14 protein-coding genes are annotated in these 13,870 nt (G+C 60.1%); 2 read left to right on the top strand and 12 right to left on the bottom strand.

Features of this window, described 5'->3' with window-relative positions:
• The 8 genes from ACX9NZ_RS00970 to ACX9NZ_RS00935 all read right to left on the bottom strand — a co-directional run bounded on the left by ACX9NZ_RS00970 (window position 1) and on the right by ACX9NZ_RS00935 (window position 8,447).
• Window positions 1–1,536 (bottom strand): O-antigen polymerase, encoded by a 1,536-nt coding sequence (locus ACX9NZ_RS00970; RefSeq protein ID WP_407496636.1) that lies wholly within the window; start codon window positions 1,534–1,536, stop codon window positions 1–3.
• Between the two features lie 15 nt (window positions 1,537–1,551).
• On the bottom strand, window positions 1,552–2,679 hold the full coding sequence (locus ACX9NZ_RS00965; protein ID WP_407496646.1) for a glycosyltransferase: 1,128 nt from the start codon (window positions 2,677–2,679) through the stop codon (window positions 1,552–1,554).
• Between the two features lie 10 nt (window positions 2,680–2,689).
• Window positions 2,690–3,817 carry a UDP-N-acetyl glucosamine 2-epimerase gene (locus tag ACX9NZ_RS00960; protein WP_407496638.1) on the bottom strand — a complete coding sequence of 376 codons (1,128 nt, stop codon included), beginning with the start codon at window positions 3,815–3,817 and terminating at the stop codon, window positions 2,690–2,692.
• Window positions 3,818–4,675, bottom strand: coding sequence for an SDR family oxidoreductase (locus ACX9NZ_RS00955; protein ID WP_407496640.1), 858 nt, complete (start codon window positions 4,673–4,675; stop codon window positions 3,818–3,820).
• 1 nt (window position 4,676) lies between these two features.
• Window positions 4,677–5,726 (bottom strand): polysaccharide biosynthesis protein, encoded by a 1,050-nt coding sequence (locus ACX9NZ_RS00950; RefSeq protein ID WP_459389420.1) that lies wholly within the window; start codon window positions 5,724–5,726, stop codon window positions 4,677–4,679.
• A gap of 3 nt (window positions 5,727–5,729) precedes the next feature.
• Entirely contained in the window at window positions 5,730–6,950 is a 1,221-nt protein-coding gene (locus ACX9NZ_RS00945) for a glycosyltransferase family 4 protein (protein ID WP_459389419.1), read from the bottom strand.
• Window positions 6,951–7,784 (bottom strand): sugar transferase, encoded by an 834-nt coding sequence (locus tag ACX9NZ_RS00940; RefSeq protein WP_459389418.1) that lies wholly within the window; start codon window positions 7,782–7,784, stop codon window positions 6,951–6,953.
• Between the two features lie 84 nt (window positions 7,785–7,868).
• The gene (locus tag ACX9NZ_RS00935) at window positions 7,869–8,447 is read right to left on the bottom strand and encodes a transcription termination/antitermination NusG family protein (protein WP_407496920.1); all 579 of its coding nucleotides are present in this window, start codon (window positions 8,445–8,447) and stop codon (window positions 7,869–7,871) included.
• Between the two features lie 366 nt (window positions 8,448–8,813).
• On the opposite strand from ACX9NZ_RS00935, the gene ACX9NZ_RS00930 reads away from it, so the two are divergent.
• Complete coding sequence (locus ACX9NZ_RS00930) at window positions 8,814–9,182, top strand: helix-turn-helix domain-containing protein (RefSeq protein ID WP_118653007.1); 369 nt, start codon at window positions 8,814–8,816, stop codon at window positions 9,180–9,182.
• A 171-nt stretch (window positions 9,183–9,353) separates the two neighbouring features.
• Here the strand turns inward: ACX9NZ_RS00930 and ACX9NZ_RS00925 are convergent, their stop codons facing one another.
• Together ACX9NZ_RS00925 and ACX9NZ_RS00920 are read right to left on the bottom strand one after the other, a co-directional pair.
• Window positions 9,354–10,115, bottom strand: coding sequence for a DUF4143 domain-containing protein (locus ACX9NZ_RS00925; protein ID WP_407496889.1), 762 nt, complete (start codon window positions 10,113–10,115; stop codon window positions 9,354–9,356).
• Window positions 10,116–10,195: 80 nt separating this feature from the next.
• Window positions 10,196–10,909 carry a response regulator transcription factor gene (locus ACX9NZ_RS00920; RefSeq protein ID WP_407496891.1) on the bottom strand — a complete coding sequence of 238 codons (714 nt, stop codon included), beginning with the start codon at window positions 10,907–10,909 and terminating at the stop codon, window positions 10,196–10,198.
• Window positions 10,910–11,098: 189 nt separating this feature from the next.
• Here ACX9NZ_RS00920 and ACX9NZ_RS00915 point away from each other — a divergent pair, with 189 nt between their 5' ends.
• On the top strand, window positions 11,099–12,451 hold the full coding sequence (locus tag ACX9NZ_RS00915) for a D-alanyl-D-alanine carboxypeptidase family protein (RefSeq protein ID WP_407496893.1): 1,353 nt from the start codon (window positions 11,099–11,101) through the stop codon (window positions 12,449–12,451).
• Window positions 12,452–12,507: 56 nt separating this feature from the next.
• Here the strand turns inward: ACX9NZ_RS00915 and ACX9NZ_RS00910 are convergent, their stop codons facing one another.
• Together ACX9NZ_RS00910 and ACX9NZ_RS00905 are read right to left on the bottom strand one after the other, a co-directional pair.
• Window positions 12,508–12,873, bottom strand: a complete 366-nt coding sequence (locus ACX9NZ_RS00910; protein WP_407496895.1) for a hypothetical protein — start codon at window positions 12,871–12,873, stop codon at window positions 12,508–12,510.
• Between the two features lie 60 nt (window positions 12,874–12,933).
• Window positions 12,934–13,860, bottom strand: coding sequence for a TatD family hydrolase (locus tag ACX9NZ_RS00905; RefSeq protein ID WP_407496897.1), 927 nt, complete (start codon window positions 13,858–13,860; stop codon window positions 12,934–12,936).
• Window positions 13,861–13,870: the final 10 nt, after the last annotated feature.

Raw genomic sequence — 13,870 nt, 5'->3', positions numbered from 1 at the left:
CTATCTGGTACGGTATCTCCGATTGTTTCTCAAAAGCTCGTTCGGCTTTTCGCAATTGCCTTTGTTTAGAAGCTCAACAATGATGATTGGAGCGAGGAGAAAAACGAGCATCGAGAAGTTTTGCGGCATATAGCCACGGATAATTACCTGAAATAGCGCAGGAAAAATGACGCAGTACAGCGCAAGTGCAAGCGAACTTTTGCCTCCTTCTGTAAATAGACCTCGGCAATAGCGACACAGCAACCCAAGAATGAACATGCAGACGATGATGCCAGCAAAGCCAAATTCAACGTAATACTCGCTTAAATTCGGGTATGCAACACCGTCGAGAACAGCTTTTTGTCCATAAAGAAGATTGATGATTTCATAAATCATTGGCTGGGGCTTCCCAGGCCAAATGGCGCGAGGAATGAACAGCGTTAGCGATCCAAGAATCATCTGCCTTCCAAAGAGAAGCGGATGGAGATTGGGGACAATGGCAAATACTCCGTAATAGACCTTAAAGTCGTCGATTTCCGCATAGAAAGGCTCAAACAAGCCGGCCATATCGACACCCTGCATATCAAGACCGGCGCCTGTTCGAATGCCGACGCGCGCAACCTGCATAACTGCGAATATCAGTACAAGTGCGCTAATAAGGGCAAGTACGTTTGTAAGTGCGGGAGACGAATTCTTACGAATATAGTGCAGCGCAGCACACGCAAGTAAAGGAATGAGCAGAGGAGCACGACTACCTCCGAAGAAAACTATACCGAGCATCATGAAGCCAGTAGCAAGTTTGATTGTTCGGTTTCGACCAAACATATAAATGAGAAACCAGGCGCTAATAAGCGAGTAGCTGCAATATGAGAGGAAACTTAGCGGGCTGTCGTTAACCGCAAGTTGACCCTGCGAGGCAAGGCCTCCCGATAAGACATATGACAGGCTGAATCCCCTACTCAACTGATACGCTAGATACAATGCGAGTGAGATAAAGTAAATAATGTACGCTGCTTTTATTATCGTGTGCTCTTTTTTCACATCCTTATAGAAAGCTTTATTCCTCTTTTTCGAGCCGCTATTTGACTCAAGCCCATACGCGACGGAAAAGGCGATATGACCAAGCACTACAAATGTACAGCCGATTAACGCATATTTAGTAGAGTCTACTCCGTAACGAGCAGTTTCACCCGCCGTAAGTTGAAACACTGCAGCAACGTGATATACGAGGATATAAACTACGGTGATCATTACGTAAGGCTCGAACATATAAATGGGGTGCCTGAAATACCTCACCAAAATAGCAGCAGCAAAATAGAAGCCTTCGAACGTGAGCGCAGTGAAATACTCCGACTCAGTAGGAACAGTCGCGTCAATTGCTTCGAAGAGCGTCCAAATTGCACCGCTGATCAATAATAACGACAGCAGCAAAACCGTAAGTAACGATTTAGCATTCCTTGCAAAAGTGTCAGCGTTAACAATTTCGGTTCTCTTAGACGCCATTATAGCATTCGGTGTTTTCGTATCTATCATTTCAATCTTATTTGATACATCCATACACAATAGTGAATTTCAGCTTGCCGTGTCGGTTCCTTCTTGCAGGGTAAGCAGGATCTCTAGAGCCTCGCATACGCTGCCGACAACATGAGAATCGACACGATGCAGCGTTTCCCGGCAGCCTCCGGTGTCGTAGGTCACAACACGGGTGCCGCATGCCTCGGCTTCCAAGTTGACCGTGGGATAGTTGTCCTCGGTGGTTGGGTTGAAAAATACGTCGACTGCAGTGTAGACCTCAGCGAGTTCTTGGACGGAACTAGTCTTTGGCAAGGCTACAGCACTTGGAAGCTCGTACTGTACCTGCGTGATTTGCTTGGCGTCCAATCCTACGACCACGACAGCGAACTGCTCAGAATCAAGTTCCTTCGCCAGCCGAATGAAGTCACCTAACCCCTTGCGCTCGCTCCACTTGGAGGCCACGCCCAACACAACGAAACGGCTCCCGAGACCATAGCGCTCACGGAAGTCGCTCGGCGTGGGCTTGAATACATCGGTGTTGATGGTGTTGTGCACGACCTTGACGTCGTACTTGGAAAGGAAGCTCTGCTTTACCAGGTCAGCAAGCCACTGCGAGGGGGTGATTAGCTGAACGCGCTCCGGCGGCAGCATGGTGAACAGCCTCTTCTTCCGCTCAAACGACCAGCACACCGCTTTATCACCCGCGAAGGTCTCAGGGTAGGTCCGCTTCTGCGGACATGAAGTAGATGCAGCGCACCCGGAACGCCACTGCGCGCACTTCGCGTATGTGAAGTAGATGCAGTGTCCCGTAAACGCCCAGCAATCATGCAACGTCCATACAACCTTGCAGCAATGCGCCGCAAGCCATTCGAACAGAATCTCGACGTTTATGTAGTAACCCAGAAGTAGATGCAGGTGTACCACGTCGGGGTCGATCTCGTCGAGCTTTTTCAACAGCCGACGCGTTATCCCCTTGGAATGAAAACCCGGCTTTCCATCCAACCTGGTCTGCAGGGCGTCCAAGCACACCTCTGGATAGCTGGCGATGCACTGCAAATGCTCGTCCTGTTCATGCTTTCCACGTGCCCAGAAGACCCACGATTCATCTCCGTTTTCAACAAGTTCGCGATGCTTCTTGAAAATGATCGAATCGGCCCAGCCGCCTGAGTATGCGTTGATCTGCACGTACTTCAAGCTAATTCTTCCTCCACACCATCTTGTTCACGATGCCGGTATAGCTCTGGATGAGCTTAATGACCTTCGTGGACACGTTGCGGTCCGCGTAGGCGGGCACCTCGATCCCGTCGTCGCCGTTGGCGTGCATGGCGACGGCCAAGTCCACAGCCTGGAGCACCTGCTCGGTCGTGATGGAGCCCACGCAGAACACGCCGGCGTCCATGGCCTCGGGGCGCTCGGTCGAGGTGCGCACCGAGACGGCGGGGAACTTGAGGTACGAGGCCTCCTCGGGGAGGGTCCCCGAATCCGAGACGACGCACAGGGCGTTGCGCTGCAGCTGGTTGTAGTCGAAGAAGCCCAGGGGCTTGTGCCGGATCACGCGCGGGTCGAACTCGAAGCCCCTCCGCTCGATCATCTTCGCGCTGCGCGGATGGCAGCTGTAGAGCACCGGAACGTCGTAGGCCTCCGCCATCGCGTTCACGGCGTTCATGAGGCTCATGAAGTTCGCCTCGATGTCGATGTTCTCCTCGCGGTGCGCGGAGAGCAGGATGTAGCGGCCGGCCTCCAGGCCGAGGTCGGACAGGACGGTCGAATCCTCGATGCTCGGCATGGCGCGGTCGAGCACCTCGGCCATGGGGCTGCCCACCACGTAGGTGTTCTCGGGCCTCACGCCGCTGTCCAGGATGTAGCGGCGCGCGTGCTCCGAGTAGCACAGGTTCACGTCGCTCGTCACGTCGACGATGCGGCGGATGACCTCCTCGGGCAGGTTCTCGTCCTTGCAGCGGTTGCCCGCCTCCATATGGAAGACGGGAATCTTGAGGCGCTTCGCGGAGATGACGCACAGGCACGAGTTCGTGTCACCCAGCACGAGCACCGCGTCGGGCCGCTCGGCGGCGAAGAGCGCGTAGGACTTGGAGACCACGTTCCCCATCGTCTGCCCCAGGTCGTCCCCCACCACGCCCAGGTAGCGGTCCGGCTCGCGGATGCCCAGGTCGTCGAAGAAGACCCTGTTGAGCTCGTAGTCGTAGTTCTGGCCGGTGTGGACGATGGAGAGGTCGAAGTACTCGTCGGCCTTGCGGACCACCTCCGAGAGCTTGATGATCTCCGGGCGCGTGCCCATGACGACCATGAGTTTGAGCTTGCTCATCTACATCACCTCGTAGTGGGGGTACAGGTCCCGGTGGGAGCGGACCCACTCGGCCATCTCACGGACCTGCTCCGGATAGGGCTTGGGACGATAGGTCGGCTCGAAGTTGGTGCGCACGAGCGTCTTGTCCAACTGGAGGCCCGCGTCGGGCACTATCTCCACGGAGCCGCCGCGCAGCTCGCGGTTGAACAGCCCTAGCAGGTCGTATTTGCTGATGGAACCCTCGGGGACCATGTTCACGAGGCCCGTCGCGTCCTCGCCCGCCTCGCGCTCCATGGCCTTGGCGAGCTCCAGCGTCGTGAGGCCCGTCCAGATCGCCCCGGTGTAGCCCTTGACGGGGCCGGGCTGCTGCATGAACCAGTTCAGAAGGCCGATGCCCCTCGGGCTCATGTCCGGGCCCACGATGGAGTTGCGGAAGGTGAGGTTCTTGCCGTCGTTCAGCTCGCCCGCGGCCTTGGTGCGGTCGTAGGCGCTCGTCCCGTCGGGGACGCTGACCTCGGTGTAGGGGCCGGCGTTCCCGGCGAATACGCAGTCGGTGCTCATGTGGAACACGCGGGTCGGGACGTCCTCGGTCATGCGCGCGAGCGCGTGCGGCAGCTCGCCGTTGAGCCACGCGGCGTCGGGGTTGGTCTCGGCGGCCCTGTTCAGGACCCCCACGCAGTTGATGACGACGTCGTAGCCCCCCGAGGCGACCGTCTCGGACAGGAGCGCCTCGTCCCGCGCATCGCCGAGGACCTGGCTGTCCAGGAACGGCACGCCGCGCCGGGAGAAGCCGGTCACGTCGTGCCCCCGCTCCTCGAGGTGGAGGGAGATGAGGTGCCCCGCCATGCCGGAGGCGCCGAGTACCAGGAACCTCAACCTACTGCACCGCCTCGTGCTCGCGGCCCTCGAGGGCCAGCTGGACGTACTCGGCGGTCTTGATCTTCCCGACCGTGCCGGCGACGTCCAGGCGCTCGGTGTTGTGGGAGGTGTAGGCCTCGTCGGCCTGCGTCTTGACCTCCCCCTCGACGAAGAACTTGTCGTAGTTGAGGTCGCGGGAGTCGCAGGCGACGCGGTAGTAGTCCCCCATGTCCTCGGCGCGCAGGCGCTCCTCGCAGGTCATGAGGGTCTCGTAGAGCTTCTCGCCGTGGCGGGTGCCGATCACCTTGGTGCCCACATGCCCGAACACCTCCTGGACCGCCTCGGCCAGGTCTCCGATCGTGGAGGCCGGCGCCTTCTGGACGAACAGGTCGCCGGGGTCGGCGTGCTCGAAGGCGAACTGCACGAGGTCGACCGCCTCGTCGAGGTTCATGAGGAAGCGGGTCATGCTGGGGTCGGTCACCGTGAGCGGCTCGCCGCGGCGGATGCGGTCGATGAACAGCGGGATGACGCTGCCGCGCGAGCACATCACGTTGCCGTAGCGCGTGCAGCAGATGGTGGTGCGGCCCGCGCCGTTGCGGGCGTTGGCGTAGATGATCGACTCCATCATGGCCTTCGACTTGCCCATGGCGTTGATGGGGTAGGCGGCCTTGTCGGTGGACAGGCACACGACCTTCTCCACTCCCTCGGCGATGGCGGCGTGCAGCACGTTGTCGGTGCCGATGACGTTGGTGCGCACGGCCTCCATGGGGAAGAACTCGCATGAGGGCACCTGCTTGAGCGCCGCCGCGTGGAAGACGTGGTCCACGCCGCGCATCGCGTCGCGCACGGACTGGGCGTCGCGCACGTCGCCGATGAAGAAGCGCACCTTGGAGGCGAGCTCGGGGCTGCGCTCCTGCAGGCGGTGGCGCATGTCGTCCTGCTTCTTCTCGTCTCGGGAGAAGATGCGGACCTCCTCGAAGTCCGTGTCCACGAAGTGCTTGAGCACGGTGTTGCCGAAGCTGCCCGTGCCGCCCGTGATCATGAGGGTCTTGCCCGCGAATGGTGACATGTTCTACTTCCTTTCCGATGCTTCCCGAAGAAGCGATTCGATCTCGTCCATGTAGCGGCCCTTCATGAAATGGGCCCTGAAGTACCGCCTGCCCCTCTCGCCGCATTCGGCGTACTTGGCCCTGTTGTCGATGAAGTCCTCCATGAGCCGCGCGAGGCCCTCGCCGTCGGTCCCGGACACCGACGCGCCGCAGCCGGACTCGGCTATCACCTCGGCGGCGGAGCCGTCTATCGCCGCTATGACCGGCTTGCCCGCCGCCATGTAGCCCTGGAGCCGGCTCGGGAGCGTCGAGCTGATCCACGGCGCGCCGGGGACGTGGAGCGTCAGCACGCAGGCGTCCGCCATCCGATAGAACGACGGCATCTCGCCGAACGGCCTCCTGCCGTGGAACACCACGTGGCGCTTCAGGCCATGCTCCTCGACGTAACCCTGCATCCAGGGCATCACCGAGCCGGTGCCGACCACATGGAGCTCGAAGTCACCACGGCCCTTAAGGCGGTCGACGGCCTCCATGAGCACCTCGAGGTGCTGCAGCTTGCCGATGTTGCCCATCACCATGAAGCGCGTCTTGTCCGAGGGCTGGGCGTCGAGGTCCATCTCCAGGTAGGAGTCCTCGGCGTACTGGGGGACGTAGCGGCAGTCCTCGCGCCTCAAGCGGTGGACGGACTCGAAGCAGTCGATGTAGGCCCTGGAGTTCGTGGCGACGATATCGGCGCGCCCGTAAATACCGGTGCTCACCCGGCGGACGGCGGGCAGCACGAAGCCCAGCCTCTTCGGCAGCATGGCCATGACGGCGTCGGGCCAGATGTCCGCGCAGTAGAGCAGGACGGGCGCCCCGAAGAGCCTTTTTGCCCGCATCGCTGGCTCCGCCATGAGGACGGGGGTGAGCTGGTAGGCGAAGATGACGTCGTAGCCCCCGGGCAGGGACTCGAGCCTCGCGTCCGCGCGGGACATGTAGCTCAGGTAGTTCCTGGCGAGGCCCGCGACCCCCGGTGTCCTGGGGACCTCCTCGACCCGGATGATGCGCACGCCGTTGTGCACCTGCTCCCTGTTCTTACCGTCGAGGTACTCCTCGGGAACCGTCCCCGTCGGGTAGTTGGGGATTCCCACGAGCGCGGTGACCTCGTGCCCCCTCCGGACGAGCTCCTCGCACACCTCCGTCACCTGGAAGTGCTCCGGCCAGTAGTGCTGGCAGACCATGAGGATGTTGAGCGGGCGGCCCATCTACGCCGCCCCCTTCCCGGTGAAGACCACGGCGACGGTCTGCAGGATGAGCTTCAGATCCGTCATCACGCCGCGGCGCGCGATGTAGCCCAGGTCCAGCCGCACCATGTCGTCGAAGTCCACGTCCGAGCGTCCGCCCACCTGCCAGGGGCCGGTGAGGCCCGGCTTCACGGCCAGGCGCTGCATGGCCCAATCGTCGTACTGCGCGACCTCGCGCGGCAGCGGCGGGCGCGGGCCCACCACGGACATGTCGCCCAGAAGGACGTTGAGGAACTGCGGGAACTCGTCGATGGAGTGCCTGCGGATGAAGCGGCCGATCCTCGTGACGCGCGGGTCGTCCCTCATCTTGAACATGGGCCCCTCGACCTCGTTCTCGGCCAGCAGGGCGTCCTTCATCTTGTCGGCGTCCTTCACCATGGAGCGGAACTTCCACATGGTGAACTCGCGGGGCCTGCCGTCCGCACCGATGCGCCCCACGCGCTTTTGGCGGTACAGCGGGCATCCCGGGCTCTCGATGGCGATCGCGGCGCACAACATCGCGGAGGGCACGATCGCCGCGGCGATCACGCACGCGGAGAACACGATGTCGAACGCGCGCTTCACGAGGCGGTAGCCCAGGCGCTCGCGGTCGAAGGCCTCGGCGTTGCGCATGAGCGTGAGGCGGCGCACCGAGCGCTCCTCCTGTCGCGCTTTGGAGCGCGTCCCGGCAACTGGTGTGCGTACACAAGCGGGAACAACATCAGGCTCCGCTGTCCCGGGGGTAGTCGCATCGCTCGACACTTCGATATCAGGCGTGCAACCAATCCCGGCAGCAATGACCTCGGCAGTCGGCATCTCGCCAACCCCCTCGCCCTTCGTATTCACTTCGCTCAAATCAGAACAGCCTGAAACCGACATAGAAGGCTGCCCCCCCCCCGCTCATGCCACGCCTCGTTCCGACGCGACATTGCGGGCTCCTTGCAAGTCCCTCATCAGCCATTTCTCCTTGGAAAGCACGCCTAGGCCCACGCGCGTGGACACCTTGCGGCCGCATACGTCGATCTCCAGCACCGCAGTGCTCTTGCGGCGCCAGATCTCCTTGACCATCGCCTCGTGCCCTACCAACGGACCACCCGTTATCACCACGCGGTCGCCGTCTTTCACGCCAATGCTCATGGGCACCACGCGATTCCCGGGCTTGGTGAAGCCACCAATAATCTCGACCTCGTCGGGCGCCAGCGGCACAAACTCATTGCCTTGGGCCAGCAGCCTCGCGAATTCGTCCATGTCGAGCAGCATGGCCTCAACGGCTTTGGGGTCATCGCAAACCGCAATGAGGTACCCCGGCAGCAAGGGCTTTTGCACAGAGACCCACCGACCACGGACCTTGATCTCAGTCTCGTATTTAGGTGAAAACACTTCTTGCAACAGGCACTTGGGCACCACGCGGCCAATGAGCGCGGCCATGGCGTCTTCGCGCCCTTTCATCACCTGAATCACATACCACTGCACGTACATCACCGCCTTAAGAACATTCCTATCGAGGGCGGGAAACGCAAAAGCGGACGCAGGCTAAGGCGAGCCCTATGGCTACGCCCACCCGGTGCATGACCGGCAAAACGTCCGCTATACATTCCCCAACCCACCGAGGTCTGCTCTTGGCACCACGTCGACAAGAGGGTATGGACACGCCGCCTATTGGCAACGGCAATTACCGATACCCCTCCCCCTAAAATATGCGGGCGGTGGATATCAGCTTATCGCTTGGTCAAGTTTACTATTAATAAACCCTTTAGGCGATTCTCTCCATAATATTTATTATTAACGAACTAATTACAGAAAACCCAGCAGTGTGTTTCCTATCGCTAAAACTGGAGGCACCAAATGGGTAAGCAAGACAAAACTGAGCGGGGCAAGACGCAACTTGCCCGACTGCGCAAAGCGCGTGGCCTTACGCAGACGGAAATCGCCTACGACCTTGGTGTAAGCAAAGCGACGTACAGCTCTTGGGAAAGCGGGCGCATTGAATTGGGGGCAGGGCGTATCACCGCCCTGGCCGAACGCCTTTGCTGCACGCCCAACGACATCCTCGGGTTTGCCTCCACCCCCGAGCATGACGAGCCCGCCCGCTACGAACCACTCACCGAGGAGGAGCTTCACGCCATCAAACTGTTCCGTTCCTGCCCACCCAATATCCGCCACAGCATCCTCGACATCATGCAAACCACCGTGAAAGGCTGGCGGATTGGATAGCGCGCCCCCACTCACTCCGTCATCGTTTATTTATTCCCTCACGTACCCTCCACAACAATGGGTTGACCTCAAGCGAGAAACCATTACTCGCAGAACCAAATCTTGCAATCCTACATGGCAAGATTGATACGAATCTTGACACGCTGCGTTGCAAGATTTTGGAACCCAACGTTACCGCTCGGTCTCCTGCATGGCCTTCGACATGAACTCGACCCCCCTGTCCACCATATAGAGCGGCAAGTTGAGCACTCCGTTGTTCAGCGTGAGATTGCGCTGCGAAAATCTCACCCTGAGCGGCGTTGAGTCTGCATGCTTTTTTGCATAGTACTTAAGGCTGGCAGAATGCACGACCTCGCCCGACTTGACCTCGACAGGCACGAGGTCGTTACCCACCTGAATCAGAAAGTCGACCTCATGCCTGGGTTTCTCGTTCGTCCAGTAACGAGGGCTCGCATCGAGCTGCGGAACCAGCGCCTGGAGCACGTAGTTCTCGGCAAATGCTCCTTTAAACTCCGCGAACAGCGCCGTCTTTTCCGAAAATGCCGTGGCATCCAAGCGAGACAGGCGCCGCAAGAGCCCAACGTCCAGACAATACACCTTGAACGCAGAGGGGCTGTCATAGGCCGAAACTGGCACACCCTTCGCGTCATTAAGCGGAATCTTTCGTATGAGACCGGCCTCTACCAGCCAAGAGACCGCGTCTTCATATTCGCGTGCGCGGGCTCCTTCACGCACCAACCCCCACATAAACTTCTTGTTCTCGCGCGCAAGCTGCGATGGTAGGGAGTTCCAAGCAAGGGAGATTTTGGCAAACTGGGCTGCCCCACCATGCTTGGCAAAATCATTGGTATACGAAACGAGCAGGTCCGAGAGGACGCCATCCACCTGTGCCACATCGCGCGTTGCCACCCAGCGATGCACAACTTCCGGCATGCCGCCCGTTACAAAGTACCTCTGGATCTGCTCATTCAGGCGATCGTTAAATTTGTGCTCGTGTACCTAGACGCAACCTGCTACTTTTCTATGGTGTACCCGACGCCCCAGATGTTCTTGATGAAGCGCGGGTTCTGGGCGTCGTCCCCCAACTTCTCGCGCAGGTGCCGGATGTGCACCATGACGGTGTTGTTGGACCCCGCCATGAATTCCTCGTCCCACACGGCACGGAAGAGCTCCTCAACCGGCACCACGCTCCCGCGATGCTCGGCGAGATACAGCAAAATCGAGTACTCGAGGGGCGTGCAACGCACGGGCTTTTCGTCCACCGTCACCGTGCGAGCATCCTTGTTGATGGAGAGCCCGTTGAACGAGATGATGGGCCCCGCCTCCTCGGCAGCAACAGCCTGCTCGCGACTGCCGTAACTCGTGTACCTGCGAAGTTGCGCCTTGCAACGCGCCACCAACTCAAGAGGGCGAAACGGCTTGACCATGTAATCGTCCGCGCCGAGTGTCAGACCCTCTATCTTGTCGGACTGGCTATCGCGCGCGGTGAGCATGATCACGGGGTAGGTGCGCTCAGAGCGAATGGTGCGCAGTAGCTCAAAACCGTCGACGTCGGGAAGCATGATGTCCAGCACAGCAAGGTCGAACTTTTGCTCCAAGATCAGCCGCGCCGCATCGGCGCCCGTATACGCCAGCGTGACGTCATAGCCCTCGTTACGCAGATAGATACCCACCAAATCCGTGATGGTCTTCTCGTCATCCACGACCAGAATGCGCGGCGTCTCCATAGCATGCTCCTTTCGCCCACGCCCATTATGGCGAAGACTCCATTTCCGCGCACCCCTTTACAGATGCATTAAGCAAATGCTAAGCGAAATGCCAAGTAGCCGTTTTATACGTGGGACATCATTTGCGGTAATCTTGAGGCATCGCGCTGAGCGCACTCCCCTGGCTTCCGAATCCCCAAAGAGGTTCTTATGAGAAAACCCCGCACAGCCACAATCGCCGCAGCCCTCACCACAGCCCTCGCCCTTTTCGCCGGCTTCCCCACACCAGCCCATGCTGAAATTCGCACAAGTGACGTCATCCTGGGGACCACGGCGGCGGACCGCGGCATCGTGCAGGGCGAATTGCCCGACATCACCGCGCCACATGCCATGGTGCTGGGCCAAGACGGTCTGGCCTACTATGAGCGCAATGCGGACGAGCCCATCAAGATCGCCTCGGTCACCAAGGTCATGACCGCCCTCGTGGCGCTTGAGCACTGCGAGCTTACCGATATCGTCACGGTCGACCACGCCGCGGCAACGGTGGGCGGATCGAGCCTGGGCCTTTTGGAGGGAGACGTCCTCACCATGGAGGACGCACTTACGGGCCTCATGGTCATGAGCGGCAACGATGCGGCAACGGCAATCGCCATCGCCGCCGGAGCCAAGATCGACCCTGCGACCACCGACCCCTATTCCACGTTCATTGAGGCCATGAACCAAAAGGCGAAGGAGCTGGGCTGCACGGATACGGTTTTTGAGAACCCCCATGGCCTCGATTTCGACAGTTGGGCGGGCAATCTGCACTCGACCACGCGCGACATAACCGCGGTGTTCGCAGCCGCCATGAAAAACGAAAACTTCCGCGCTATTGACAACAGCGACCGCACATCGATTTCCGTGACCTCCGCAGACGGCACCCAACGCACGCTCACGCTGACCGTTCGCAACCAGATTCATGGACAGGAGGGGAATATCGGCGGCAAGACCGGCACCACGATGGAGGCGGGCAACTGCTTTGTTGGCGCGTTCTCGCGCGAGAACGGCGGCGAGGTCTACGTGGCCATCTTCGGAGCCGCAGACAACGACACGCGCTTTGTCGACACGCTCGCTTTGGCGAACTGGTACTACGACCACATCGCTACGGTGCCCTACATCAACACCCCCGTCACACGCAACGGTGTTCCGCTGGTGGGCGAGGCGACGTGTAGCGCATGGTGCGACCGAACTGCCGCGGTCACCCTCGAAGACCCCAACGCGACGTTCAGCGTATTTAGTCTAGGCGATGAGCTCGTGCAGGACGTGAAGTATGACAAACTGGACGGAGCCGTCGAGCAGGGCGCAACCGTGGGCACCATTTCCCTGCGGCAAGGGGATGTAACCGTGGGAAGCGCCAACCTCGTCTCCGCGGAATCCGTGCCGGAGCCCAACCCGATCGAGTGGCTCATGATTAAATTCGACCGGCTGATCCGCTTGTTCGAAGGCAGGCCGAGTACGGCCGAGTCGGTTGTGGTAAACGAGGCCGCCGATCCACTGGGCTATGACAACTGGAACGCGGCATAAGTAGCTGCTTTGAGCCTGCTGCGTTGAGCTTGTGCCCGCTGGCCACAAGCGGAAGCTTAGCGCCCGTCGCGCTCCTGTGTGAGCTTTTTCGCCTGATGGCGTGAGATGAACCATGTCACGAACGTGGTGATGAACAGCAGGGTCGTGGCTATACTGGCAACCGATTCCAGATCGTGGTTGCCTAGGTAAACACCAAGACGCGACACCATGAATGCGAACACGGTGGCAGCGAGCAATCCGTACGCCACGCGCGTGAGGGGCAGTTCGCGGTGCAGTTCGTTGTCGATGGGTGCGGGGCCCTGCGCCGCTTCACGACGGGCGTGGAGCTCACGCGCGGTCTCCATGGCGCGGGCATCCTCCGCCTTGCGGCGTCCGTCATCCTGCGACGCACGAGTGCCGTGAGTCTTCTTCTTGCTGCTCAATAGTATCGATCTCCTTGGCTCACGCAACGCGCGGGTTCATGTTGCGCCCCGTATGACCTTCTACCCAAACAAGCCGACCGCGTTATCCCACGCCGCCTGAGCGACCGTCTTCGGTAGCTCGCCAGTGCGATCAACACGGTCAAATACCAGCACATCGGCGGTCTGGGCGATCATGGCCGGCTCGCACTCCAGTCCGCGGATGGGCTCGGGCGCCATGTACGGGCAGTCAGTCTCGAGCAGCAAGCGGTCGAGCGGACAAGCGGCAAATGCCTCGCGGACAGCATCGTTGCGCTTGAAGGTCGCAGCACCGCCAAATGCAATGTGGCACCCAAGGGCAAGGAAGCGCTCCATGGTGGTGCGATCCTCACCAAAGCAGTGGAGCACGCAACCCGCAGCGGGCACACCCACCTGTTCGAGCACGCGCGCTGCATCGGCATGGGCCTCGCGGGATTCATCCCCGTAGTCATTGCGAAGATGCAGCTCAACCGGAACATTGCGAGCAACGGCAAGCTCGACCTGCCGCGCCATGACGTCCATCTGCAGATCGTGCGGAGCCGCCTCGATGTCGTCGTCCGCATCGAAATGGTAATCCAAGCCAACCTCGCCCACGCCCACGCAGAGCGGATCTTCCAACGCGGACTCAACCTGCGCATGCAGCGCATCAGTGTACTCGGGGGCACCATATGGATGCACGCCCACGAGGTACCTCACGGCAAGCGGCAAACCGTTCTCCGCCGCGCAATTGACCGCCGCCTTAAGCCACGCGGAAAACGCGCGTGCGTCCGGAGTCTCTTCACTGCGATCGGCTACGGGATCGTACAGGGTAACCAGCGAGCGAACGCCAGCCTCGTATGCGCGGGCGAAAACGTCCGCCATGCCTTTGTCCTTCCCCCAAAACGACCGCAGATGGGCATGCGTGTCGTAAAGCGGTGCCTGAGGCGCGGGAAGCGTGAACGTCTTGTTCTTTTTGGTGTAGACAATCGGCATGTGCGAAAGG

It is taken from the genome of Collinsella sp. BM28 (genome assembly GCF_054551995.1).
Note: the sequence above shows the minus strand (reverse complement) of the source record. Positions and strands in the feature narration are given on the sequence as shown.

Coding starts and splice junctions, on each gene's coding strand:
- ACX9NZ_RS00920 (WP_407496891.1), bottom strand. CDS start 10,909: ATGGAGACGCCGCGCATTCTGGTCGTGGATGACGAGAAGACCATCACG.
- ACX9NZ_RS00950 (WP_459389420.1), bottom strand. CDS start 5,726: ATGTCACCATTCGCGGGCAAGACCCTCATGATCACGGGCGGCACGGGC.
- ACX9NZ_RS00970 (WP_407496636.1), bottom strand. CDS start 1,536: ATGGATGTATCAAATAAGATTGAAATGATAGATACGAAAACACCGAAT.
- ACX9NZ_RS00960 (WP_407496638.1), bottom strand. CDS start 3,817: ATGAGCAAGCTCAAACTCATGGTCGTCATGGGCACGCGCCCGGAGATC.
- ACX9NZ_RS00945 (WP_459389419.1), bottom strand. CDS start 6,950: ATGGGCCGCCCGCTCAACATCCTCATGGTCTGCCAGCACTACTGGCCG.
- ACX9NZ_RS00930 (WP_118653007.1), top strand. CDS start 8,814: ATGGGTAAGCAAGACAAAACTGAGCGGGGCAAGACGCAACTTGCCCGA.
- ACX9NZ_RS00925 (WP_407496889.1), bottom strand. CDS start 10,115: ATGCCGGAAGTTGTGCATCGCTGGGTGGCAACGCGCGATGTGGCACAG.
- ACX9NZ_RS00940 (WP_459389418.1), bottom strand. CDS start 7,784: ATGCCGACTGCCGAGGTCATTGCTGCCGGGATTGGTTGCACGCCTGAT.
- ACX9NZ_RS00905 (WP_407496897.1), bottom strand. CDS start 13,860: ATGCCGATTGTCTACACCAAAAAGAACAAGACGTTCACGCTTCCCGCG.
- ACX9NZ_RS00915 (WP_407496893.1), top strand. CDS start 11,099: ATGAGAAAACCCCGCACAGCCACAATCGCCGCAGCCCTCACCACAGCC.
- ACX9NZ_RS00935 (WP_407496920.1), bottom strand. CDS start 8,447: ATGTACGTGCAGTGGTATGTGATTCAGGTGATGAAAGGGCGCGAAGAC.